Raw genomic sequence first — 22,802 nt, 5'->3', positions numbered from 1 at the left:
TTTATTTAGTTTCCATCCAATTTTGCCCAGCGTGGATGTCAACTATCAGCGGTACCATACCGGGCGCATTTTCCATTGCACTTGTATTTTTCGGCAGAGCATTTTCCATCGCACTTATAATTGTCGGAGCACTTTCCATCGCACTTCTAATTTTTGGTTGCAATTCTTCCCATTCATCGGGAGGGACTTCAAAGATTAATTCATCGTGAACTTGCAGCAGCAGCCGCGCCTGATAGTTTTGCAAAATTTTGTGTACCTCAATCATGGCAAGTTTAATGATATCAGCACTGGAACCTTGAATGGGAGCGTTGGCTGCGGCCCGCAAAGATTGGGCGTCATCTCTGCTGAGAGATTTAAGTCGATCGGAGTGAATGTCTTGGGGATTGCGGCCTATTAAGTCGCGGAGGCTTTCGCTCTCGAAGTTTAAGTAACGGCGGCGGCCTAAAATTGTGGTAACGTATCCGAGGGCGATCGCCTCTTTTTTTACTTTCTCCAAATATTCAAAAACTTTACTATAGCGAGCGTTAAATTTAGCAATAAACTCCTTGCCATCTTTGGAAGTCTTGCCCATCGATCGCCCAAACTTGATCGCCCCCATACCGTAAACTACCCCAAAATTAATCGTTTTGCCAAACCTGCGCTCGTCGGGAGTTATTTCTTCCTTTTCAAATAAAAGTTGAGCCGTCACGGTATGCACATCTCGGTTATTTTGATAAGCTTCAATTAACACAGGTTCTTGACTCAAATGAGCCAAAATTCGCAGTTCAATTTGAGAATAGTCAGCCGACACCATCAGCCAACCTGCTTCGGGTACAAAAGCCTTGCGAATTTGCTTAGAAAATTCCGTACCGATTGGAATATTCTGCAAATTAGGATTAGAAGAAGACAGACGACCTGTGTCTGTAACAGTTTGATTGAAATCAGTATGCAATCGCTGAGTATCGGGACGCACCCGCTTCGGTATAGCATCTACATAGGTAGAGTAAAGCTTTTGCAGGGTACGGTAATCTAAGATAGCATCGACAACCTTATGGTCTCCTTGCAAATTTTCTAGGAAAGAAGCATCGGTGGAGTAAAAGCCTGTCGCGGTTTTACGAGACTTTTTGGTGTTTAGCTTGAGTATGTCAAACAGAAGTTCGCTCAACTGGGATGGTGAGTTCAACTTTAAAAGTTCACTCGGTGCTGTGTTTTCAACTTTCTGCTTAATTTCTGCCAAATTAAGGTTATTTTTTGGCAATATTTTCTTGAGATAAGGCTTTAAAATTGCACTAGGTACGGCTTCGTACACTTTCTGAGGAACCGTCCCTAAAGTGGGTTCGATATGTTCGATTTTTTCGGCTATATAAGCCTTGAAATCCTCAAGAGGTATGGCGTTATAAATTTCCTGCTCAATTGCTGCTAATTGCGGTTCCAGTTGATTGGAGAGTTCTTTAAGATGTCCTAGGTCTATGCGAACCCCCTGATATTCCATTTCTGCTAAAACTGGTTCTAGGGGCTGTTCTACTTCCAGCAGCAACTTCTGCAAAGACTTATCTGGAAAGCTAGATTCATCAGCTTCCTTCAATTTGGCTTTAAGTGCCCCAACCAAGTGAAATGTAGTGTAAACATCCATGCCGCAGTAGTCGGCTACTTCTCGAATGCTGATGTCAGCAATTGTTTGGTTTTTCGATACTAATTTATTATAACTTTTGGGATTATTGCGTAAGTATTCCCTTAACGATTCGCTGACACTGTGATTGTCTTCTGACTCGACTAAGTATTTCTTTGACAATTCGCTGAGGCTGTGGCTATTTTCTGGATTGAGTACGTAACTGGCTAGCATGGTGTCGAAGACGACTCCTGCTAGTTTGATTCCCTGACAGCGCAGGATCGATCGATCGAACTTAGCATTTTGCAGCGCCTTGGGATAATTCTCGCTTTCCAAAATCGGACGCAAAGCAGTTAAAACTGTGGCTTTGTCCAAGTTTTTGCCCGTTTTGTGTCCGGTGGGAATGTAAGCTACATCTTGTTCACCGGTTCCCCAACAGCAGCCAATTCCGACTAATTCAGCGTCTCGCGGTTCGATGGCGGTGGTTTCGGTATCCCACGCCACGGGTGTAGTTTTGTCGGTGAAGGTTTGTAGCCGTTGGACTAATTCGTTTAACTGTTCGGTTGTTTGAATTATTCGGGGTTTAATTGGTAATTTTTTTGCTTCCTGAGCGGCTAGGGTATCAGCATAAGTCCAAAACCATAAGGCATTTTCTTCTGAAATTTCAGAAGTTGGAGGTGACTTATCTATTGTGGGGTGGGCATCTTGCCCGCCCTGTTCCAAGGGCTTTTCTACACCCTCCAATGGCTGTTCTAGGGTGTTTTCCGACGAGGCAGAGCCTCTGGATATGTGTTCCCGGGCAGAGCCTGGGAACGAGGATTCTTCGGGTTTTTCCTTCTCTTCAACGCCACCAAAACGCTTTTGAATTTGTTTTACTTTGCTTAAAAATGTTTTAAATTCCAACTTTTCCAGCATGGGAATCAATGCTGATTCGTCAAAACCTATAAGCTGGCAATCTTCTAAGTTGATTTCTAATGGCACGTCTTGGACAATTGTTGCCATGCGTTGAGAATGATAAGCAGCTTCTTTGCCTTCTTCTAGCTTTTTCTTAGTTGCTCCTTTAATCTCGTCGATGGCTGCATAAATGCCATCCAGGGAATTGTAAGCTGCCAGCAATTGCAGGGCGGTTTTGTCGCCGATGCCTTTGACTCCGGGAATGTTATCTGATTTGTCGCCGCACAAGGCTTTGTAATCTATTACTTGTTCGGGCAAAATACCGAGTTTTTCTTTGACTGCTTCCGGGCCGTATTCTTGGGATTTGCCTTTGCCCGATCGCCTGAGTTCATCGGTACTCAAATATAATACGCTGATTTGTTTTTCGGTTTCTACTAATTGAAACAAATCTCGATCGCCCGTGAGGATTTTGACCTGATAACCCGCCGCGCTGGCTTTGTTTGCCAAAGTTCCCAAAACATCGTCCGCCTCAAAGCCGGGAGCAGTTATTGCTGGTAAATTCAAATAGGTGAGGAGTTCTTGCAGGTTTTTGATATCGGGAATAAAATCTTCGGGAGTTTCCGCACGACCGGCTTTGTAAGTTTCGTCTGCTTCGTGGCGAAATGTGGGTGTGGCGAGGTCAAAGGCGATCGCCATGTACTGGGGGTCGTGGGCCGCCATGACTTCCAGCAGGGACTTGAGAAAGCCAAAACAGACGCTGGTGGGAATGCCTGTCGTAGTTCGCAAGCCTCCGTCTCGACTTTTGGCGAAGGCGAAGTAGGAGCGAAAGGCCAGGGAGTGGCCGTCAACTAAGATGAAGATGGGAGCTTGATTTGCCGACACAGACACAAATACCGATCGCACGAAAGGATTTTCTCATTGTACTCAGTTGTCCGCCTGCATTGATCGACCGGAAGGATGACCGACAGACTTGAGAACGCTTGACCAAGAATTTCTTCATGTGGTACCCGCCACGTGATTGCTCCGTGGAATCAATCCAGAATCGAAAATCGAAAATCCTTGCGTCCCCCGCATTTATCTCGCGCAAGTCAATCTAAAATCTAAAATCTAAAATCGCGCAATCGATTGACACTCGATCGGATCTCGGCTTAATGTGCAGCTTGGCTGAGAATAGTAGAAGATGTTAAGTACGATTCCCTACGGGATAGCTTCGCTTCACGCGAATTTACCAACACCTGCCCGAAGCCTATGGCTGACATTAATCGATGCTACGAAATCCTCGAAATTGAGCCTGGAACTTCCTTAGAAGAAATTAAGCGCGCTTACAGGGATTTAGCGTTTGTGTGGCATCCCGATCGATTTGCCCACAACGATCGCCTGCAACAAAAAGCTCACCAAAGATTAACAGAAATTAATGAAGCTTACCAGGAGTTGGTGTTGTTTCTGAGTCAGCCTGAATCGAGGTCGATCGAACAACAGTTTCAGCAGCCACCACCGCCTGCGCCGGAAAAACCCCTGAGAAGGCGTTCTGCAAAATCAGCCGCCAGGCCTGGTCAAGAGCGCCGTCAAACCCGCCCAAAAGCCGCCTCCAAAAAATTTCTCACTCAAAAAAACTCTTCAAGCAAGAAACGATTTACCACTCACAGTCGCCCAGGGTGGCGGGGCACAAAGCAACCAGGGCGAAGCGTTGCGAGGAAAGCAGGGCGATCTCAAAACTATCGAAAGCTTACTTCGAGAAGGAAAACAGAATTTTCAACTCAATACTCAAAACCACGAATCCCGCCGAGGGAAGTGCGCCCATCTCAACAGTATTCAAGCTTCCCTTGGTGGCCGCTGGCAATCGCCGTGGTGAGTTACGCTTTGACCGGTTGGATTTTGACGAAATCAGCCGCCCCGCTGTGGATGTGGGCTTTAATCTGCGGTGCAGATTGGCTGTGGGCCGCGATTTTGCTGGCGGAGGGTTCGGCAACGCCTAGAGTGTGGCTGGCGGCGTTAGTTTTGGCTGGGGCGGTGGGGGGGTCGATCGCTGGTTTTCAGGCGGGAGGAATGGTAACAGGGGCTGCTTGGGGGGCAGTTGGGGCTGGTTTGGGGGCGATCGCCAGTTCCGAGGCCCAGTATCGGGCTGTGGCTGCTGTTTTGGCTGTAGGGGGAGTGGTGGCAGTGGTGGGATTGATGGCGGGAACGGTTTCTGGGAATTGGGTTAAGGCGTTGGTGGCGGCCGTGTGTTGGGCGCTTGTCGGCTTGATGTGCGGGCTGGCGACGGAACTAGGCGTCAATTCTGGCGGCCCCGTCGGGCTCCGAGGTGCGATCGGGCTGGGGATTGGGGCGTGGGCGGGGGTTTTTGCTGGGGCGGGTTCGGGGGATCTCGTCCAAGCTTTGGCTATCGCCGGATCTAAGGCTGTTTATGGGGCTTGGGCTGCGATCGGCATTATTGCTGGAGTTGTGGCGCGGATGGTAGCTGCTGAAAGGTTGATCCACAACGGCAACGGGCTTTATACGGTTATCCTGTTGGTGGCTACTTCCGGTTTTGGGCTGTGGCTGGGAAGCTGGTTGGGCGATCGTATCTTTTAAATCAGTTAACAGTCAACAGTTAACAGTCAACAGTTAACAGTTAACTGTCATGAGGATTGCAACCGGAATTGATGTAAATCCCAGCACTTATCGCTTTTCAGCAGCGCTTCAAACTCAGCGCTTGGCAAAGCTGGGCTGAAAAGATGGCCTTGAATTTCGTCGCATTCGTACTCGCACAAAAAATCAAGTTCTTGCTTATTTTCTACCCCCTCAGCCACCACCGTCATGTTCATGCAGTGTGCCATTTGAATAATCGCTATTGTGATCGCTGCATTTTGGCGATCGTCTGCAATATCGCGAATAAAACTCTTGTCAATTTTGATCGCATCAAACGGAAAGCGTTTTGGATAACTCAAAGAAGAATATCCCGTTCCAAAATCATCAATTGCTATCCTAATCCCCTGCTCTTTCCACACCGTAAAAGCTTTAGCTGCTGCAATTTCGTCTTGCAAAACCAGACTTTCCGTCAGTTCTAATTCCAAACACTTGGGATCGAGAGCGGTTTCTGTTAATATCTCCCTGACTCTTTCCGTGAAATTTTTGCGCTCGAATTGACGGGCTGACACGTTAACTGCGACTCGCAGGGGCGGTAAACCTGCTATTTGCCATGTTTTAGTTTGCCTGCAAGCAGTCTCTAATACCCATTCACCCAACGGCGCAATCAAGCCCATCTCTTCAGCCATTGGAATAAATTCCCCCGGAGAAACTCGCCCCCGTTCAGGATGATTCCAGCGCACCAAAGCTTCAGCACCAATGATTTTACCTGTTTTAATTGCTATTTTAGGCTGATAGTAAATTTCAAATTCTGAGCTTTTTAACGCATGGCGCAGGGAAGTTTCTTGAAGAATTGTATTGATGAAATAATTAGCATTTGTGGGATTATAAAAATGATAATTATTGCCGCCTTTCTGCTGAGATTCATACATTGCTATATAAGCATTTTTCAGCATTTCATCTCCGTCGGTGCCGTCTCCGGGATACAAGCAGATCCCGATACTAGCAGTGACATAGACTTCGCAATCTTTGACAATCATAGATTGGGATACAATATCTAAAATGTTTTGAGCAATTTTAGCCACATCCTGTTTTTCGGCCACTGGTTTAAGAATCAGCGCGAATTCTGCCGCTTCCAAACGAGCAACAATATTAATGTTTTCCATGCAGTTAGTTAGCCGCTGGGCGATGGTGCAAAGCACTGAGTCGCCGATATCGTGTCCCCAGGTAGTGTTAATGCGGTTGATTTTATCTAAGCTAAGCGTGATAACTGGAACGACTCCTGACAATTCTTTTTGACCCTCTAATACTCGACTTAACTTTTCTCGCAAAAATGAACGATTCGGCAGGTTTGTCAAGCTGTCATACTGATGTCGGTAGAGTGCCAGTTGAATAGTTGTATGCAAGTTTTTTTCTTCAAATGGCTTGACAATATAGCCAAACGGTTTTGTACTATTGACTCGTCGCAAAGTAGTTTCATCGGCATAGGCTGTCAGATAAACTACCGGGATTTGAAATCGCAAGCGAATTTCTTCCGCTGCTGTAATGCCGTCGATTTCTCCTTGGAGGTTAACATCCATTAAAACTAAATCCGGGCGCAACTTGGCGGCCGATTCAATCGCTTCTTCTCCCGAATATACCATCCCAGTTATTCTATATCCTAGAGATATCAAACTGTCGGAAATGTCTTCCGCAATGATGCTCTCGTCTTCAACTATCAGAATTTTTTTGTTGGACACTAAATTTTCTCCTTAGAGTGCAATTTGGGCTGATAAAAGGTTATTCTAAAAGTCGTGCCAGCAGTTTCCAACAGTTCTATTCCCCCCCGGATTTGCTTGACTAAAGACCCCACAAGTCGCAAACCCAATGTTCGGGCTGTGCGATAATCTAAGTCTTGAGGAAAACCAATTCCGTTGTCACTCACGGTTAGCACGCAAAATCTGTTATTATCTAAAGTGAAATCTATGTTAATTTTACCTTTAAGTTGTCCTTTAAAGGCATATTTGAGGGCGTTTGTCACAAGCTCGTTGATAATTAACCCGCAAGGAACTGCCGTATCAATATTGAGAGAACACGGCGCAATATTTGTTTGCAAGTTGACGCCTTCTGCATGATTTTCATAAGCTTGGAATAAATTGTGGGCGAGATTTTGGATGTATTCAGCAAAGTCAATGTTTGACAAGTCTTTGGATTGATACAATTGTTCGTGAACCAGGGCCATTGATCTGACTCGGTTTTGACTTTCTTTTAACATTTCACTAACGCGGCTGTCTTGAATGTAGCGAGACTGAAGTTTCAGCAGGCTAGAAATAACTTGGAGGTTGTTTTTGACGCGGTGGTGAATTTCTTGGAGAAGGACTTCTTTTTCGGCGAGGGAGGCTTTGATTTGATCCTCATCCCGTTTGCGGTCTGTAATGTCGCGTACTACAGCTTGGAGAAATTTTTGTCCGTTAATTTCCATTGCGTTTAACAAAACTTCGGCAGAAAATTCTGAACCGTCGAGTCGTTGGTGTACCCAGTCAAATCGACAGCTACCTATGAGCATTGCTATGTTCATTTTCTGTGCAGCTAAACTGGCTGAATCTTGTCCGTTAGGCTGAAATGGCGGGGAAAATTCCCTCGGATGCTTGCCGTAAAATTCTTGTTTGTTGCTACAGCCAAATATTTTTAAGGTGGCGGGGTTGCAGTCAAAAAACTCATGTTCGTCAAGCAACATTACTGCGTCGCTGGTGGCTTCATAAAGGCTGCGAAATTTGTGTTCTGATTCTTGCAACGAGCAGATCAATTGGTTTTTGAGAGCTTCCGCACGCTTGCGATCGGTAATGTCTATTCCTACAGAAACTGCTGCGGTTCCCTGATGATATTTCTGAGCTACTATCAAATAGTTGCGGACGAAACCGTTAATTTCTATTTCTATTTCTTGGCAGGTTTGCTGAGATGAACTGTTAAAAAAAATTCGTATCAGTTCTCCGAAAGTCGAGCCTTTGTCGAGAAAGTTGATTTCTTGACCGACAAAGCTTTCAGGAGACAGGTTGAATGAGGTTGCTAAGTGCTGGTTGACTCCGATATACCGCAAATCGGAACTGATCCAAGAAATCAGTCCGGGTACGGCATCCAAAACGGCGCGAAGTTGGTCTGTAGCTTCTTTGAGTGCTTCTTCCGATCGCTTGCGATCGCTAATATCTGTCGCCGTTCCGCACAACCCTAAAATAGCGCCGTTTTCAGCTTGGTTGACGATGCTGTTGACGCGCAGGTGGACGGGAGTACCGTCTTTGCGAAGGTGCACTGTTTCGTAAGGAGAATTAGCGCTTTGTGGCTGAATTTTGGTTCTCGCTAAAAGTTGGGCAAATATTTCTCTTGGTCTATTTTCTTGACCGGGAACTAAAAAATCGGTGAAGCGCCGTCCGATCATTTCTGGCGGTTCGTAACCGTAGATGCGTTTGGCGGCGGAATTGACAAAAGTCAAGAGGCCTTCAATATCGATCGACCAAATCAATTCTTGGGAGGTTTCTACGAGGTTGCGGTACTTTTTTTCGCTTTCGGCAAGTGCTGCATTGAAGACTGCCGTTTGCTGCTGAAGTCTGTCTTCTAATTCTTGATTTGCCGTTTTCAGACTGGCGATGGACTGCTCGCGCTCGGTAATTTCAGTAGAAACACCGACGGCGCCGACAACTTCGCCGTTTCCATCTCGCAGGGCTGCCGATCGAATTTCGTGAATACAATGCCCCGGTCGGGCATTCCAATTGCGATCGTTTCCTGCTAATACCTCGGCAATATTTTCTAAGATATCTGGCTGGCTGCTGTAAACTTCAAAAATCGATCGCCCGACAGTTGCACCTGGTTTGAGTCCCAAATTTTCTAATCCTTTCCCCGCTGCCAGAGTTAACTTGCCTTCTCTGTCTGTTGCCCACAGGAAAATTGGGGCACAACTGACAGCGGCGTGAAGGGTTTCGTTGGCAAGTTTTAGCCGATCGATTTCTGCGTGAAGCCGATCGCGCGTGCTGTTTAATTCTACCGTTAGTCGATCGGCTTTTTGCTGCCAACTGGCAGCCGTATCGCACATTTCTACGAGATTGCGGGAACGACAGATGGATTGGTTGCAGTGTGACATGGTTACTCTAGGGCGCACTGTATATTTAACCCCAGCCTATCTTTTAAGCATAAACTTTTTAAGTCAAATATTACAATTAGCAGGAATACTCATCCAACCAAGATGCGATATATTAAAGCTAGTTTAAAGGATTCAGAAAATGCTCCTTGCTCAGGCTTTCTGGCAACAGTTCACAAATTGATAATAAGCTGAATAATGCCTGTAACTCAGTATTCTTACGGTAACTATTTGTAGTATTGCAAAAATAAATTCCGCAATTCTCGGCTTGCACAATAACTGGGATTGTAAATTTATTATATTTGTTTGCGTAGATTCACGCACCGAGGAATCTGGAATCTGGAATTTAGAAATATAGCCAGCGCGCCCGACCGTTAGGACGCGCTTAGGATCGCGAATTAAATAACTTACAATTTTAATTGTTATTGTGGGATGGGCGGGACGCCCATCCCACAAACTTGTGGAAGTTATTTAATTCTCATTCCTTAATTGCACTTGTCCCATGCGTATCGCCTCTGCCTTCTTCCTTCTTCTTTCTGCCTTCTTCCTTTTTCCCTCTTCCCTCTTTCTTCCATGCGCTACATAATCCGTTGCCGAACTTCCTTCAATTAATTCCCCAAATTTTGACAGTTTTGTCGATACTGCCACTGATAATAGTTTCACCATCGCTGCTAAAAGTAAGACAAGTAACAGAGTTTTGATGTCCGCTGAGAGTATGAATATGTTCGCCGGTACTGGCATTCCAAAATTTGATATTACCATCGGCACTAGCACTGACAACAGTGAGTCCGTCGGGACTAAAGGCGATCGCATTTATCGAGTTAAAATGCCCGGCCAAAGTGATTGAAGTATCTGGATTCGATAGCTGCCGCAGTTGAATGTTTCTGTCCCAGCCGCCAGTAGCCAAAGTCTGCCCGTCTGGGCTGAAAGCCAGACAATTCGCGTAACCTTTAATTGTTTGAAAGCATTCTCTGCTGCGGAGGTTCCACAGTTTAATTGTACCGTCAGAACTGCTGCTAGCGAGAGTTTGTGCGATCGGGCTAAAAGCAAGACTAACAATTCCTGCTTTATGAGCTCCCCAAGTTAAAAGACTGCCAAAAGTACAGATTAACTTTCCCGTCTCTAAATTCCAAATTTTAATAGTAGTATCTGCCGAACCGCTGGCGATAACTTGACTGTCGGGACTGATAACAATTGCGCTAATTTCCGCTTCATGTCCGAGGGAAGTATGCTGCAATTCTCCTCCCTGCCAAATTTCGATCGCACGATGTTTCGGAGTATTTCTGCTTCTCACAAAAACTTCACTTTCTTGGCAAAGGACAAAAGTTTCTTGAGCGCGGGGATACTTGTCAACAGTATAGAGTATTTCTCCTGTCTCTACATCGCAAATTCTAATTATTTTGCCGTGCAAACTAGCCGTGCAAGATCCTCCGGGACTAATCGCAACATTTGTCCCAGTTTTCACAGTGCGGATGCAGTCAAAAAGCTTGTAAGGCACGAATTCTTTTAAAGCTTGGCGGACTAGAGGTTCTGTCCTCGATCGCAAAATTAAATAAGCAACTCGCTGCACTTCTGCTGCGGGGTCAAGCAGCGCCTCAATTGCTAAATCTAAACCAGCGCCTCCGTATTTAGGAGCATCTTTAACAGCGGCAATCCGCGACTCAATACTAGGACTGGTGAAGCGCTGCTTGACCCCGGCGATGCCTCCCAAAACAGCGGCGGCGATCGGGATTTGACTTTGGCCGCCGAGGACGGCATCATATTCTCTGGGTTGGTTAGAATTGTCGGGCATCATACGATTTTAGATTTTAGATTTTGGATTTTAGATTTGAAGAATTGGAGGATTGAAGAAAGCGAACTCACGGATCAATCGGGGGAATTGTTGTCGGATATATCGTATTGTTTAGGTTGCTTACAATTATCGGCTATCATACGATTTTAGATTTTAGATTGAAGAATTGGAGGATTGAAAAAAGCGAACTCACGGATAAATCGGGGGAATTGTTATCGGATACTCTGTTGTGAATTTCTGCACAGATGAATCCGGGGGCTTGTAACCTGGCTGCTTTCGGTGACGCTCAAACCTCGTTTAAGATCGCAAGTTCTAACTTATTGACTGTTGCAGTTTATAGTATTATAATCAAATCAGCGTTTCACACAAAAATCCGAAAGTGATATGTCACACTTCACAACGATCAAGGTTCAGATCAAGAACGGCGAACTGCTGCATCAAGTGTTGGAAGAGTTGGGTTATCAAGTAGAGTCCAATGTGCAGGTACGGGGTTATCGGGGTGACAAAACTAATGCCGAGTACGTGATTCGGCAATCCAATGGTTACGATTTGGGTTTTCGCCGCAACGGAGAGGATTACGAATTGGTAGCGGATTTTTGGGGCGCTCGAATTAATCAGCAGGAATTTGTCAATTCAATTAGTCAAAAATACGCGCGCAAAAGTTTGATGGCGGCGGTGCAGTCAGAGGGTTTTCATGTTGAAGAAGAGGAAACTTTGGCAGATGGAACGCTGAGAGTTGTAGTGGGTAGATGGGTTTAATAATTGGGCTTGTTGAACTCGTTTTTATGGACTCAGGACTTACGCAGAATCGGGTTAAAATTAGATTTTTTCGTAAGTCCTAGTACCAATAGGAGAATCACTATGAAATTCGATCGCCCTGAACAACAAATTCAACAAAGTTGGGAGGCTAATGCTGACGCATGGATACAGGCGATCCAATACAACACAATCGAAAGTCGCCGCGCAGCAACCGACGAGGCTATTCTGCAAGCTGTGCTGCGCTATAAGCCTCGGCGAGTTTTGGATGTCGGATGCGGTGAAGGTTGGCTGACGCGCGCCCTAGCAAAGCGCGGTGTTGAGGTTGTCGGAGTTGATGGTTGCGCTGTTTTGGTCGATCGAGCTTGTGAGAAAGGAGGCGGTTGCTTTCGGGCGATCGGCTACGATGAGATTATTGCCGATCCAGCGATACTCGGTCAACCATACGATGGAATTGTCTGTAATTTCTCGCTACTGGGTGAGGAAATTGGAGATTTATTGCGATCGTTACGCAAAGCAATAGTCTCAGACGGACATCTGTTTATCCAGACAGTTCATCCATTCACAGCGTGTCAGGAACAGCCCTATGTTGATGGATGGAAAACCGAGACTTTCGACAACTTCGGCGGAGCTTTTCGAGAGCCGATGCCGTGGTATTTTCGCACAGTTAGTTCGTGGTTTCAACAAGTGTCGGAATCTGGCTGGAGGGTATGTGAATTCAAGGAGCCGACACATCCACAGACGCAGATTCCTCTTTCCATGCTGCTGATTTGTCAGTCACTCGGCGATTGAAATCTTGTCAAACGGACTCCGAGAACAGGGGTAATGAAGAGGGAATTTTGTATAATGCGATCGACGCGATCTAATTATACCAAACTGGTAAACTAATTTTAGGAAAAAAAGATAGTTACCCATGAACATTACAGAACTCAAGACTGCTGTAACGGAACTTTCACAAAATGAGCTCGCAGAGTTTCTCGAAGGGCTTGATGAGTTCCAAGAAGCACTTTGGGATAAGCAAATTGAAGAGGATATGAAAGCAGGCAAATTTGACGCCTTGATTCGACAAGCCGAACAAGCATTTAGTGAGGGAAAGTGTAAGGAAATTTAAAGCATTCTGCATGGAACCTAGTCAGTTACTACCCCCCCAAATCATTACGATTTACAAAGCACCTCAAAAAGGCAAAGGTCAGAAATTACTGAAAGAGGGATTTCAAACCGTCGATTTTCCCTACAATCCTCCTTATGTCGATGGAAATTGCTATTTTGCCGGCCCCCAAGATCGAAGTATTGCAGAAGAGTATAATCAAAGCTATAAAGAAGGGATACTGGAGGTTTCAATTGATAAGTCAAGTTATGAGCAGTATTTCAAGTCGCTGGAATATCGCTATGATGAGAAAGACGGTTACGAGCGAATTGAGGTAATTGTACCTCAACGCTTGTTTGCCATACTCAACCAATTTCCACGAGTCCTCAAACCACATTGAATATTATGGATAGTCAAAGCTGGGAACAAATTAAGTTAAAGTACAGATTGGGGCAATTTTTGCTTGGTAAAGTTGAATATCATGCTCCATTTGGAGTGTTTGTTAATATTGGTGAAGATGCTGTCAAAGGTTTGATTAAAATTCCAGACTTTTTGGATAACGGAGAGATGAGTGAAGAGATGTATCCTGAAATCGGTAGTGCGATCGGTGCAATTGTTGTCGGATATAATGATGCTAATTGTCGTGAAGTGTATCTGAATGCGAAGCCTAGTGTTTTGCATGAAATTCTCGTGCCACTGAGAAGTCGTCCGGTGATGGTGTGAAATAATTAGGTATGCTAAGATCGCAAAATCCCAATTTTCCCGATCGCTGGTTTCAAAGATCGATCGACGCGATATAATTGAAGCAAACGAGTAAATCAATACTATGAGCATTACTCTGACGAAAACCCAAGAACTATTCATCCAAACTAAACTGCAAACTGGTAAATATGGCTCTGCTGAAGAAGTGCTGGAAGTTGCCTTGCGATTGTTAGATGAATACGATCGCGCCGATCGCCAGTGGCTCGATGCTGTACGAGTTAAGATAGATGCTGCTGTTGCCATGTCCGAACATACTCCACCGATTGATGGCGAAACTTTTATTGCAGGGATTTGCGATCGTTTCCGGCAAGTACGCGAGAGTAAACAAGGCTATACTAATTGAAATGCTTGTATGATAGTTGCATTCAATTCCTGCATTTGCTGACTTCCTAACTCGCCCAATCGTCTCAGTATTAATCTCTGTTCAAGACTGACAATCCGAGTCACTCTAACTTTAGAAGATACTTTTAATCCCGTGCTGGGAAATTCGGGATCTGAAGCATTTAAAGCAAATTCATCTAAACTTAGGCTAGTGACATTTTGCGAAGAAATGAAGCAGATCGTAATTTCATCTATGGTTGAACTTGCCCACAGCACTAAAGCCGGACGTAACTTTTTCTGACTCAAATCTGTAAAGGGAAATTCAGCTAAAACAATATCTCCTTTTTTTAGCTTCACTAAATTGGCTCTCCATCTTCAAGGGTGTAAATATCAGGTTCGTCGTGCAGGAATTGAAATGCTCGTCCGCTTTGGGCTAACTGGGCTATTTCCGCAGTAGAAGGATAGGGGATGTTACTAAATAGTTTTGCTTTGATTAGCAATTGCTCTTCTTCTGAGAGTGTCTGGATGATTTGTACCAACGATTCAATGAGTTTTGTGTTCATAGCTGAAAAAATCTGGGGATATTTTATCTTACTTCAACAAGGCAACCTTCGATCGCGACCTAGAGATTTTGCAGCAATTCCTCAAAAGTTTCTCCCTCTGTTGCACAGCCAGGAATAGCAGGAACTTCTGCCCAGTATCCGCCTTATTCTGCTTCGTGAATAATAATTTTGATTTTCAATTGATTCTCCTAATTTCTTTTCAAAACTTACCTTTTCATTACTGTAGGAGACTTTACTCCTCCAAGTCCACCTGTTTAACCTGCTCTAAAGGTATATCTAGCGCTTCTGCAATTTGTTCGTCGCTCAAGCCAAACTGCCGTAATTTATCAATTGTTTCAATCTTAGTTTGATTTTTGGTTTTCTGCTGCGAGTCGGGATTTTTAGGCTGACTTTTATCGGGCGTAGGAGTAGAGGGTTCAGGGCAATTATTTATGCAGCCAATACCAATAAGATTTTTATTAATAGTGTTTTTATTGCCAAAACTTATATTCAGATTTATATGCCTTTCTAACACGGATTCAAGATTACTTTTTTTTACTTGTTCGCCAAACACTTCAGATAACATTTGTAAAAGTTCGTGACTAGCCTTTTTAACGTGCTGGGAGCTATAACCATAAGTTTCTGCAACGTCAGCATATTTTTTATTTTTCAGTATTCCCGCGATAATCTTCCGCTGCAAGTTGTTTAGATGTTTGCCTGTCTTGGCGCAGACAGCTTCATCGACAAATTGCAATATCTGAGGACTGTCCATAGGTGGGATGGTGAGATAGGTATGGTTACTATACCAAACTTTTTCCAACTTTTTCCAACTTTTTGAGCTTCGCATCCTAATTTTAGGAAGTTCCAACTTTTTCCAACTTTTTTTACTTTACATTTTTTGTGCGATCGGTTTATCATAAATGCTTAAAGATCGCTAAGTCATTACAATAGATCGCGAATAATAAAAATGAAAACTTCCAAAGCATTGATTTTGGTGGCTGCTTTAGCGACCAGTTCAATTCTGTTTCCTATGACAGCACAGGCACAGCGTCTTATAGGTGGTATTGATGTTGATAAATACTGTCGGGATCGTTTTGGTGAGGGGTCAAAATCAGAGTTGGTTGAGAATACTGCCTGGGGATGGCGTTGTCGGATCAGGCAAGATCTAGTAAGTCTCTCAATGGATAATGCTTGTCGATTCCAGTATAAAAATCAAAATGCCTATGCACGACCTAGTAATGAGCGCGATCCCTACTCTTGGCAATGTTTTGTAAACTAATATCTTTTGCATTCCTCCAAAACTTGCTGCGATACAACTAACTTGAACAGACCAATCTCAGCCATTGTCAGCACAGCACGACTAGCTCCTGTTCGAGATCCACATCCCGCAATTAATACGCTAGAGTCTGCAAATATCCTACGCATCAAGACTGTTTTTCCTGCCAAATCGCCTCTCTCTCCGCTTCTAAACCAGCCAATAAATTACTCAAACTTACATTTTCATTTTCCATAATCGTGACAATACGATCGATTAGTTGGGGAACTTGAGGTTGTTTGGGAGCAAGAAAAATCAGATTACCTATTTGGAGTAGCACCAGCGTATCTCCCTGATTAACATTCAGAGAATCTTGTAATAACTGGGGAATGGTAATTTCCCCTCCCTGTCCCAGAATAATCGGGAATTGTTGAATTTGTACATCCGTTTCTTGTGAAGTTATTGTCACGACTTTAACCTCAGCCTAAGCGTGTTAAGTTTCTAAGATTCCTGATTATAGCAGTTTTTGAGCTTTGTATGTTTTGCACGATCGCCCTTACCAGACAAAAGTGCGATCGCCCGCAACTACCAAATCCTTTCAACATTAGGAATATCATACCGCCGCGCGATCGCTACTAAAATGCGATGGCGCGGCAATTGCTCGATCGCCTGGATGATGCAACGATCGGTCAAACAACCGGACTCACTATTGAGGATGTGCGGAATTTGCGATCTGCTCGAAATTAGAGCCAAGTTATCCACCTGCTTTCAGCCACCCAAAAACCTGCTCCACTGTCAAATCTAATGTTAAAAAACTGGGCACGGGCAACCGATCTTGTCCCGTTAACTCAACTGGTTCTCGTCCGGGAATAAATGCTAAAATAAACCGTTCCTCTGGATCGATTAACCATCCGAGCTCAGTCCCGTATTTCAAACAGTGTAAAATATTACTAATCACCTTAGTTGCTTTCTGGTCAGGGGATAAAATTTCTACTGTCCAGTCGGGATGAATTTCAAAGGAATTCGGAACTTCGCCATCCGCTTCAAAAGTGATTCTATCCCAAGCAAATACTGTAGCATCAGGTACAATAGAACGCCCGCCAAAAGTACAGCGCAATTCGGGAAAAGCAAGAGCAATTCGTTCTGTTTCCGCAACTAGATTAACAGCGTTGCAAAACTTGAGTTGCAAACGAGAATGTTTGCCTTGAGGCATACTCTTTTGGTGAATGCGTCCGTTAATAAATTCACTCGCAGGTTGAGTTTCCGGTAGTTTGAGGAAAGCTTCGAGAGTGAGAGAAATGGGAAGTGCTGCTGTCATCGCTTTGAATTCGGTGTCATTGCCACTCTGCCATAATTTTATCATTAAGTCTATTCTATGTTTGTAGACCGATCGACCTCACCCTCACCCTCACCCTCCAAAATCTCACCCAAATAGCACTGCACAAACTCCCGCGCTGCATCTATATCGAGCAACTTTAACGCCACAACCATCTTCACAAGCGTGTTGACCGTTGGATCTATCAACTCATTAAACCAACGATAGACAACAGAACTTCGCACACCCATTGCGATCGCCAATTTGTTTTGGCTAATGCTATAGGTGTTGAGTACATCTGTCAGAACTCGACCAGCTTTCCCAAAAAACCCTACCTCAAAAACAACTTATAAGCCGGATTTTGACTCTCATCCCCATACTGATAGCCCAGCGTATCCAAAAAAGCCTGCCATTCCTGCATCTCATCGGGCGGCACCTGAATTCCCACCACAATTCGCCCGTAATCTGCGCCGTTATTTCGATAGTGAAAAACACTGATATTCCAGTTAGGACTCATCGAACCGACAAACTTCATCAACGCACCCGGACGTTCGGGAAATTCAAAGCGATAAAACAATTCATGATTGGCCAGCATCGAACGCCCGCCCACCATATGCCGCACGTGCAATTTCGTTAATTCATCATCAGTTAAATCCAAAGTCTTGAAGCCACAATCTTCAAAACTTGCGGCTATCTTCACCGCATCGGCACGGTTTTCAATTTGCACGCCGATAAAAATATGTGCTTCTTTTTCATCCGCAATTCGATAGCTAAATTCAGTTAAATTGCGTTTGCCCAGACATTCGCAAAACCTGCGGAGACTGCCAGCTTGTTCGGGAATTGTGACTGCAAAAATGGCTTCGCGGTGTTCGCCAAACTCGGCTCTTTCTGCTACAAAACGCAGGCGATCGAAATTCATGTTCGCGCCGCAAGCAACAGCAATTAATGTTTCTCCTGCGATTTGTTCGCGTTCGACGTAAGCTTTCGCACCTGCGATCGCCAAAGCGCCTGCAGGTTCTAAGATCGATCGCGTATCTTCAAAAACATCCTTAATCGCCGCGCAAACATCATCCGTATGCACCAAAATAATCTCATCCACATACTCCTGACACAACCGAAAAGTTTCCTCCCCCACTTCCCGCACAGCAACGCCGTCAGCAAATAAACCCACCTGCGACAAACGCACCCGTTTACCCGCTTTCAGCGATTGATTCATTGCATCGGAATCCACTGGTTCGACGCCAATAATCTTAATTTCCGGCCGCAACCGCTTGACATAAGCCCCAATTCCCGAAATCAATCCACCGCCCCCAATTGCCACAAAAATCGCGTGAATTGGTTTTTGATGTTGCCGCAGAATTTCCATGCCGATCGTACCCTGTCCAGCAATTACGTAGGGATCATCAAAAGGGTGAATAAAAGTCATACCTTTTTCGCCCTCTAATTGACGCGCAAAAGCGTAAGCATCATCGTAGGTATCCCCATGCAAGACTACCTCTCCACCACGGGCTATCACCGCATTTACCTTCACCTGCGGCGTCGTTACGGGCATGACTATGATCGCGCGAGTTCCTAGGTGGCGGGCGGCGAGGGCGACTCCTTGGGCGTGGTTCCCGGCGGAAGCTGCAATGACACCTTGTGCTAGCAAATCCGGCGACAGTTGCGCCATTTTGTTGTACGCACCTCGCAGTTTGAAGGAAAACACCGACTGCATATCCTCTCGCTTCAGCAAAAGTTTATTGTTGAGCCGTGCTGATAGATTGGGGGCTACTTCGAGGGGTGTTTCTTGAGCAACATCGTAGACGCGGGCGGTGAGGATTTGTACTAGGTAATCGCAAAGCATGGGGTTAGCAGGTTGGTTGATGCCGGATGGTGGGATAATTGTAGGGCACTTGTGTTAGTATTTTGCGGGGAATTGGCGATCGAATAGCTGCAAGCTTCACTAACGGGCGATTCCCTGCGGGATAGCTTCGCTTCACGGAAGTTATCAATGATAACTTTTCCGTTTGGGAAAATACTGAAAACGCGCGATCGAACTTATTTCGTCGAGTCAGCGGGGAAGTTGAGTCGCACTCAGGTGGAGTACGATTACAATAAAAGCAGCGTTAGATAGCAAAAGCGCGAAAATATATAAAACATACAATCAGGGTATGGAATTTGAATGGGACGAAATCAAAGCAGCTATCAATCTCAACAAACACGGTGTAAATTTTGAAGAAGCAAAGACAGTTTTCTACAATCCGCTTGCCGTAATTTTTGATGATGAAAAACATTCACAAAATGAGCGCCGTGAAATTATCATCGGTCACTCTCAAAACAATCAGTTGCTGCTAGTCAGCTATACTGAACGTGCAAATACAATCCGTATCATTAGTGCCCGTATAGCCACTAGAAAGGAGCGTGAAGACTATGAAGAAAACGCCTTTTAATGAATCTTCAAACTCGGAAGATGACCTTTTGTCAGAGTACCGCTTCGACTACAAAAAAGCCAAACCCAACCGTTTTGCAAATCGTAGTGGAAAGCAACAAATGACAGTCGTTGTTTTGGATGAGGATATTGCCCGGATTTTCTCAACACCAGAGGCAGTCAACAAGGTGCTTCGGGCACTGATTGAAGCGATGCCTCAAGCAAGTAGTGGGGATACAGTTTAAAGTCCTAAAATACGGTAATGTTTGGGAACTGCACCCGCTGGTAGTGAGAACAGAATTTCGGGGACAAGGAATTGGTCGATCGCTCGTAGCTGATTTAGCAACAGAAGCTAAAAACCGGGGAGGGATCGTGCTGTGGGTAGGTACAGACGACGAAGACAATCAAACAACTCTTTCAGGCATCGATCTTTATCCTAACGTTTGGGAACACATCGCCAAAATTAGAAATTTGCGCGGTCATCCCTACGAATTTTATCAAAAAATGGGTTTTGCGATCGTGGGAGTGATGCCCGACGCCAACGGAATTGGCAAGCCAGATATTTTCATGGCAAAGCGGTTGTAAAGTTTAATGTTGGTTCTAAATTTACTGACAGGTGGCTTGCCAATTCAACACTTAGCAAAATTAGTTATTGAAAGTTTCCCAGAAAATCGGTCTAGTCTGGACGTGCGAACCCCGTTCGAGGGTCGCTAATAAACAAACCCAGAACTAACGAATCCATCACCGTATCCCAGACAGGAGTCAAACGTTCAGCATCATCAACCCAGTAATCAAAAGTAATCAAACACTGAACATTAGAACCCAACCCAATACAGATTCGCGAATAAGCTTCCCGCTGTTCTGGAGGGTCGATAAACTTAAATTCCGTCCAAACAACGCGGGCAGTTTGCCGCTTCAATTGGATAATTTCCCCAAAAGCGATCGGATTTCGCGTCTCATCTTCAACCACCTTCTGTAATAGCGGCACCAGCGGAAAATCTGCCCAGTTACCAGGTGGTAGCAAATTAAACGAAACCTCCAAACAACAATCATCATCCGGCGGCTTTTTATCCGTAAATCGGAACGACTTAGTATCCGGTTCAAAATGCCAATCTTCCGGGACATCAAAGCGGACTGCACCTCTTCCTGCTACAAAAATTCGAGTTCCAGGCTTTGACTTCCAATTGTGGTTTTCTTTGAGCTCTAGAGTTTCCTTGAGCCATTCTTGCTTTTTGCGCTTAGACATAAACAGAACACCAAATTACTGCTAATGTGTAGTTTTAGACCTTGCAAACACATTTTAACTCTATTTTGCTCGCCGTTTGCTCAAATATAACAATCATTACAAAAATTATGAATCCCTCTCTTCTCTATTCCTCTGTGTTCTCTGCGCCTCTGCGGTAAAAAAGAATTCCTTTCACAATTGGCTAACTTTTATTTTTCACTCTTCGGAATCACATACCTAATTCCCCCTTTATTCCCAGCCGCATCGCCCTTGTAACGCGGGATAACATGAATAGCAGCGTGACTGCGACTTTGACCAGCCTGTTTATTAATATTGATTCCCACATTAAAACCGTCTGGCTGAAACTCTTTACTTAACATCTCTTGTACCTTGTTAGCCATAAACCAGCAAGCCGATTGCTCTCGAAACGGCAGTTCAAAATAATTGGCGACATGACGTTTTGGGATGATTAAAACATGACCTTTGCTGGCTGGATAACCGTCAAACATCGCATAAGCTGTTGCTGATTCAGTTAGCAAAATTAGGTTTTTGTAAGGATTGCAAAATATGCAGTTATTAGTAGAATTTCTTTGGTGATTGTAATGCACGTATTTGTAAATTTCGCAATACTCATCTAGGTGAACTGGCTTAAATGGAAGTTTGACAATGCACTGATATGTAGGTTTTTTGTGAACATAATGTTCTCGAAAGCCTTCTTTTTTGATATCCCTTCTCACCGCAAAATACGCATTCCCTCCCGGTTTCAACAGGTGCGACACTTCCATCAGGACATTAGCTTGTTCTTCAGGAAACAAAACATTCAAAACATAAAAGCAAATGATTGTGTCGAATTTATCTTTGGGTAATTCCGGGAAATAATAAGGGTCATAACCCGCAATATCTAAGCCTTTTTGCTGCAACAATCTCACATCGCTGCCGAAGCCGCACCCAAAATCTAAGATTTTCCCTTGCAGCAAGTTTTTATCTAATAAAAATCTGGCTGGAAATGACAGATAAATTCTTTCGATTGCCGTCAGGTGGCTGAATTTATTTTGTTGCTTTTTCATGGCGGCATAAATTTGATTTTAATCGATATTTTTCAGTCCGCGCACCATCCGGACGAGAGTTTGTGTAGTACCGATTTCAAGATCCGAATGTTATCTAAAATTTTATCATTATTGCAGTTTGGCGATCGCCCCTTTTTCCACCAACACCTTACCAGTCACCAAATCCCGCACCGTCGCCAACAAAACCCGCCTCTCATCCACCTCAAAACTCACCGAAACCCTGTCAATTCCCAATACCCCGGGCGGATTCAAATGCGCCACGCAAACCTCCTGGTGGTGGCTTTCCAGAGAGCGAAAATCCGTCTGTTTGTTGAGCCAACTGCTCGTCATTTGCCCTTTTTCGTTAAAAATAACCTCCGCTTGCGATACCTCCGCAACTTCCCCAATATCTAACCGAATTTCCCTTTGTCCTTCAATTGCCACTTGCAGCGTCAACTCTTCGGAACTTTGACAGGGATACTTCATTTCCTTGCTAAATATCGGCGAATAAGCATAAGCTTTAGCATAAGGTTCCCAGAGGCGAATTGCATAGCTGTGGCGCAAATAATCGTCAACACTCGCTAATTGTGTCAAGGCTAAAGCACCGTGCGCCACTGCTTCAAAAGGCTTGTCTCTTTGGACTTTTTGCCGCCCAAAATACGAAACCACTAAATTAGATACAGCCGGGATTAAAGAAGTTCCTCCTACCAGCAAAACCTGTTCGATATCTGCTTTGCCGATACCTTTTCCCAGTGCAATACTCAGCACTTCATCTAAAGCTTCCCGCAACTGTTCTAACAACTGCCTAGATTCCAGAATTTCCTCAAGCTTGTCTCGGTTTAGCTGCAAGTCGTAAGACATAAAATTTTCATCGTCAAACCAGCTTTCCTTCGCCTCATTAACTTGAGAAACTTGAATTTTTAATTTTTCCGCTATTTCTAATAAATTTTGCCAGCCAACGGGGCCGACTTCTGCCCGCGACGAACCAATTTGCCGCAAATAATCTTCGACAATCCAGATGTCAATATCTTCGCCGCCGACATAAGCATCGGATTTTGCCAATACTTCGGCACGTACCCCCCCCAGCCCCCCCTTGGTAAGGGGGGGAGCAAGATTTGTCCCCGCGTTGCTAAGGGGGG

At 44.6% G+C, this 22,802-nt stretch carries 26 protein-coding genes; 11 read left to right on the top strand and 15 right to left on the bottom strand.

Translation table 11 applies throughout. The annotated features are described in order from the left end of the window. Position 1: 1 nt before the first annotated feature. The gene (locus tag QUB39_RS00995; protein ID WP_333210568.1) at positions 2-3,385 is read right to left on the bottom strand and encodes a DNA polymerase I; all 3,384 of its coding nucleotides are present in this window, start codon (positions 3,383-3,385) and stop codon (positions 2-4) included. A gap of 345 nt (positions 3,386-3,730) precedes the next feature. Between QUB39_RS00995 and QUB39_RS00990 the strand changes: the two genes are divergently transcribed. Further along, a complete protein-coding gene (locus QUB39_RS00990; protein WP_333210566.1) occupies positions 3,731-5,053 on the top strand; it encodes a J domain-containing protein in 1,323 nt (440 codons plus the stop codon). 47 nt (positions 5,054-5,100) lie between these two features. Here QUB39_RS00990 and QUB39_RS00985 read toward each other — a convergent pair whose 3' ends face one another. The 3 genes from QUB39_RS00985 to QUB39_RS00975 form a co-directional block, all read right to left on the bottom strand. Beyond that, a complete protein-coding gene (locus QUB39_RS00985) occupies positions 5,101-6,786 on the bottom strand; it encodes an EAL domain-containing protein (RefSeq protein WP_333210564.1) in 1,686 nt (561 codons plus the stop codon). Continuing rightward, entirely contained in the window at positions 6,786-9,158 is a 2,373-nt protein-coding gene (locus QUB39_RS00980; RefSeq protein ID WP_333210562.1) for a PAS domain S-box protein, read from the bottom strand. The genes QUB39_RS00985 and QUB39_RS00980 overlap by 1 nt, the downstream gene beginning before the upstream one ends. Positions 9,159-9,759: 601 nt before the next feature. Further along, positions 9,760-10,950: a WD40 repeat domain-containing protein gene (locus QUB39_RS00975; RefSeq protein ID WP_333210560.1), complete on the bottom strand. Its 1,191-nt coding sequence runs from the start codon at positions 10,948-10,950 to the stop codon at positions 9,760-9,762. A gap of 381 nt (positions 10,951-11,331) precedes the next feature. On the opposite strand from QUB39_RS00975, the gene QUB39_RS00970 reads away from it, so the two are divergent. The 6 genes from QUB39_RS00970 (at position 11,332) to QUB39_RS00945 (ending at position 13,895) form a co-directional block, all read left to right on the top strand. Further along, on the top strand, positions 11,332-11,706 hold the full coding sequence (locus QUB39_RS00970) for a DUF1257 domain-containing protein (protein WP_333204390.1): 375 nt from the start codon (positions 11,332-11,334) through the stop codon (positions 11,704-11,706). A gap of 102 nt (positions 11,707-11,808) precedes the next feature. Continuing rightward, positions 11,809-12,495: a class I SAM-dependent methyltransferase gene (locus tag QUB39_RS00965; RefSeq protein WP_333052767.1), complete on the top strand. Its 687-nt coding sequence runs from the start codon at positions 11,809-11,811 to the stop codon at positions 12,493-12,495. 121 nt (positions 12,496-12,616) lie between these two features. After that, positions 12,617-12,814, top strand: coding sequence for a hypothetical protein (locus tag QUB39_RS00960; protein ID WP_333052766.1), 198 nt, complete (start codon positions 12,617-12,619; stop codon positions 12,812-12,814). A 10-nt stretch (positions 12,815-12,824) separates the two neighbouring features. Beyond that, the gene (locus QUB39_RS00955; protein WP_333052765.1) at positions 12,825-13,190 is read left to right on the top strand and encodes a hypothetical protein; all 366 of its coding nucleotides are present in this window, start codon (positions 12,825-12,827) and stop codon (positions 13,188-13,190) included. 5 nt (positions 13,191-13,195) lie between these two features. Then, complete coding sequence (locus QUB39_RS00950) at positions 13,196-13,513, top strand: RNA-binding protein (RefSeq protein ID WP_333052764.1); 318 nt, start codon at positions 13,196-13,198, stop codon at positions 13,511-13,513. Between the two features lie 103 nt (positions 13,514-13,616). Next, positions 13,617-13,895 (top strand): type II toxin-antitoxin system ParD family antitoxin, encoded by a 279-nt coding sequence (locus tag QUB39_RS00945; protein WP_333052763.1) that lies wholly within the window; start codon positions 13,617-13,619, stop codon positions 13,893-13,895. On the opposite strand, the gene QUB39_RS00940 is transcribed toward QUB39_RS00945, so the two are convergent. The 3 genes from QUB39_RS00940 to QUB39_RS00925 form a co-directional block, all read right to left on the bottom strand. Beyond that, positions 13,883-14,230, bottom strand: a complete 348-nt coding sequence (locus QUB39_RS00940; protein WP_333052762.1) for a type II toxin-antitoxin system PemK/MazF family toxin — start codon at positions 14,228-14,230, stop codon at positions 13,883-13,885. The genes QUB39_RS00945 and QUB39_RS00940 overlap by 13 nt on opposite strands. Continuing rightward, on the bottom strand, positions 14,230-14,436 hold the full coding sequence (locus tag QUB39_RS00935; RefSeq protein WP_333052761.1) for a hypothetical protein: 207 nt from the start codon (positions 14,434-14,436) through the stop codon (positions 14,230-14,232). The genes QUB39_RS00940 and QUB39_RS00935 overlap by 1 nt, the downstream gene beginning before the upstream one ends. Before the next feature lie 232 nt (positions 14,437-14,668). Further along, complete coding sequence (locus tag QUB39_RS00925) at positions 14,669-15,187, bottom strand: hypothetical protein (protein WP_333210572.1); 519 nt, start codon at positions 15,185-15,187, stop codon at positions 14,669-14,671. Positions 15,188-15,382: 195 nt separating this feature from the next. On the opposite strand from QUB39_RS00925, the gene QUB39_RS00920 reads away from it, so the two are divergent. Further along, positions 15,383-15,694 (top strand): hypothetical protein, encoded by a 312-nt coding sequence (locus QUB39_RS00920; protein ID WP_333210555.1) that lies wholly within the window; start codon positions 15,383-15,385, stop codon positions 15,692-15,694. Between the two features lie 145 nt (positions 15,695-15,839). Here the strand turns inward: QUB39_RS00920 and QUB39_RS00915 are convergent, their stop codons facing one another. From QUB39_RS00915 to ilvA, 5 genes are all read right to left on the bottom strand, one after another. After that, on the bottom strand, positions 15,840-16,139 hold the full coding sequence (locus QUB39_RS00915; protein ID WP_333210553.1) for a hypothetical protein: 300 nt from the start codon (positions 16,137-16,139) through the stop codon (positions 15,840-15,842). Between the two features lie 116 nt (positions 16,140-16,255). Then, positions 16,256-16,423 carry a hypothetical protein gene (locus QUB39_RS00910; protein ID WP_333210551.1) on the bottom strand — a complete coding sequence of 56 codons (168 nt, stop codon included), beginning with the start codon at positions 16,421-16,423 and terminating at the stop codon, positions 16,256-16,258. A gap of 1 nt (position 16,424) precedes the next feature. Further along, the gene (locus QUB39_RS00905; protein ID WP_445243086.1) at positions 16,425-16,988 is read right to left on the bottom strand and encodes a Uma2 family endonuclease; all 564 of its coding nucleotides are present in this window, start codon (positions 16,986-16,988) and stop codon (positions 16,425-16,427) included. A gap of 50 nt (positions 16,989-17,038) precedes the next feature. Then, positions 17,039-17,236 (bottom strand): hypothetical protein, encoded by a 198-nt coding sequence (locus QUB39_RS00900; protein WP_333210547.1) that lies wholly within the window; start codon positions 17,234-17,236, stop codon positions 17,039-17,041. A gap of 80 nt (positions 17,237-17,316) precedes the next feature. Further along, positions 17,317-18,849 (bottom strand): threonine ammonia-lyase, biosynthetic, encoded by a 1,533-nt coding sequence (gene ilvA / locus QUB39_RS00895; RefSeq protein WP_333210570.1) that lies wholly within the window; start codon positions 18,847-18,849, stop codon positions 17,317-17,319. Between the two features lie 286 nt (positions 18,850-19,135). On the opposite strand from ilvA, the gene QUB39_RS00890 reads away from it, so the two are divergent. From QUB39_RS00890 to QUB39_RS00880, 3 genes are read left to right on the top strand one after another with little or no spacing between them, the layout of a single operon-like run. Further along, complete coding sequence (locus QUB39_RS00890) at positions 19,136-19,414, top strand: BrnT family toxin (RefSeq protein WP_333052755.1); 279 nt, start codon at positions 19,136-19,138, stop codon at positions 19,412-19,414. Next, a complete protein-coding gene (locus tag QUB39_RS00885) occupies positions 19,395-19,637 on the top strand; it encodes a hypothetical protein (RefSeq protein WP_333052754.1) in 243 nt (80 codons plus the stop codon). The genes QUB39_RS00890 and QUB39_RS00885 overlap by 20 nt, the downstream gene beginning before the upstream one ends. Continuing rightward, complete coding sequence (locus tag QUB39_RS00880) at positions 19,621-19,977, top strand: GNAT family N-acetyltransferase (protein WP_333052753.1); 357 nt, start codon at positions 19,621-19,623, stop codon at positions 19,975-19,977. Before QUB39_RS00885 ends, QUB39_RS00880 begins: the two co-directional genes overlap by 17 nt. Before the next feature lie 91 nt (positions 19,978-20,068). Here the strand turns inward: QUB39_RS00880 and QUB39_RS00875 are convergent, their stop codons facing one another. From QUB39_RS00875 to QUB39_RS00865, 3 genes are all read right to left on the bottom strand, one after another. Beyond that, on the bottom strand, positions 20,069-20,638 hold the full coding sequence (locus QUB39_RS00875; RefSeq protein ID WP_333210544.1) for a hypothetical protein: 570 nt from the start codon (positions 20,636-20,638) through the stop codon (positions 20,069-20,071). A 188-nt stretch (positions 20,639-20,826) separates the two neighbouring features. Beyond that, complete coding sequence (locus tag QUB39_RS00870) at positions 20,827-21,684, bottom strand: bifunctional class I SAM-dependent methyltransferase/HIT family protein (RefSeq protein WP_333052749.1); 858 nt, start codon at positions 21,682-21,684, stop codon at positions 20,827-20,829. Positions 21,685-21,792: 108 nt separating this feature from the next. Continuing rightward, positions 21,793-22,802 (bottom strand): Hsp70 family protein (locus QUB39_RS00865; protein ID WP_333484986.1); only part of this gene is annotated, 1,010 nt, incomplete at its 5' end.

Origin of the sequence: Microcoleus sp. AT8-B5 (assembly GCF_036705565.1) — a bacterium.
Taxonomy (GTDB): Bacteria; Cyanobacteriota; Cyanobacteriia; order Cyanobacteriales; family Microcoleaceae; genus Microcoleus.
This window is presented reverse-complemented; position numbering and strand designations above follow the sequence as displayed.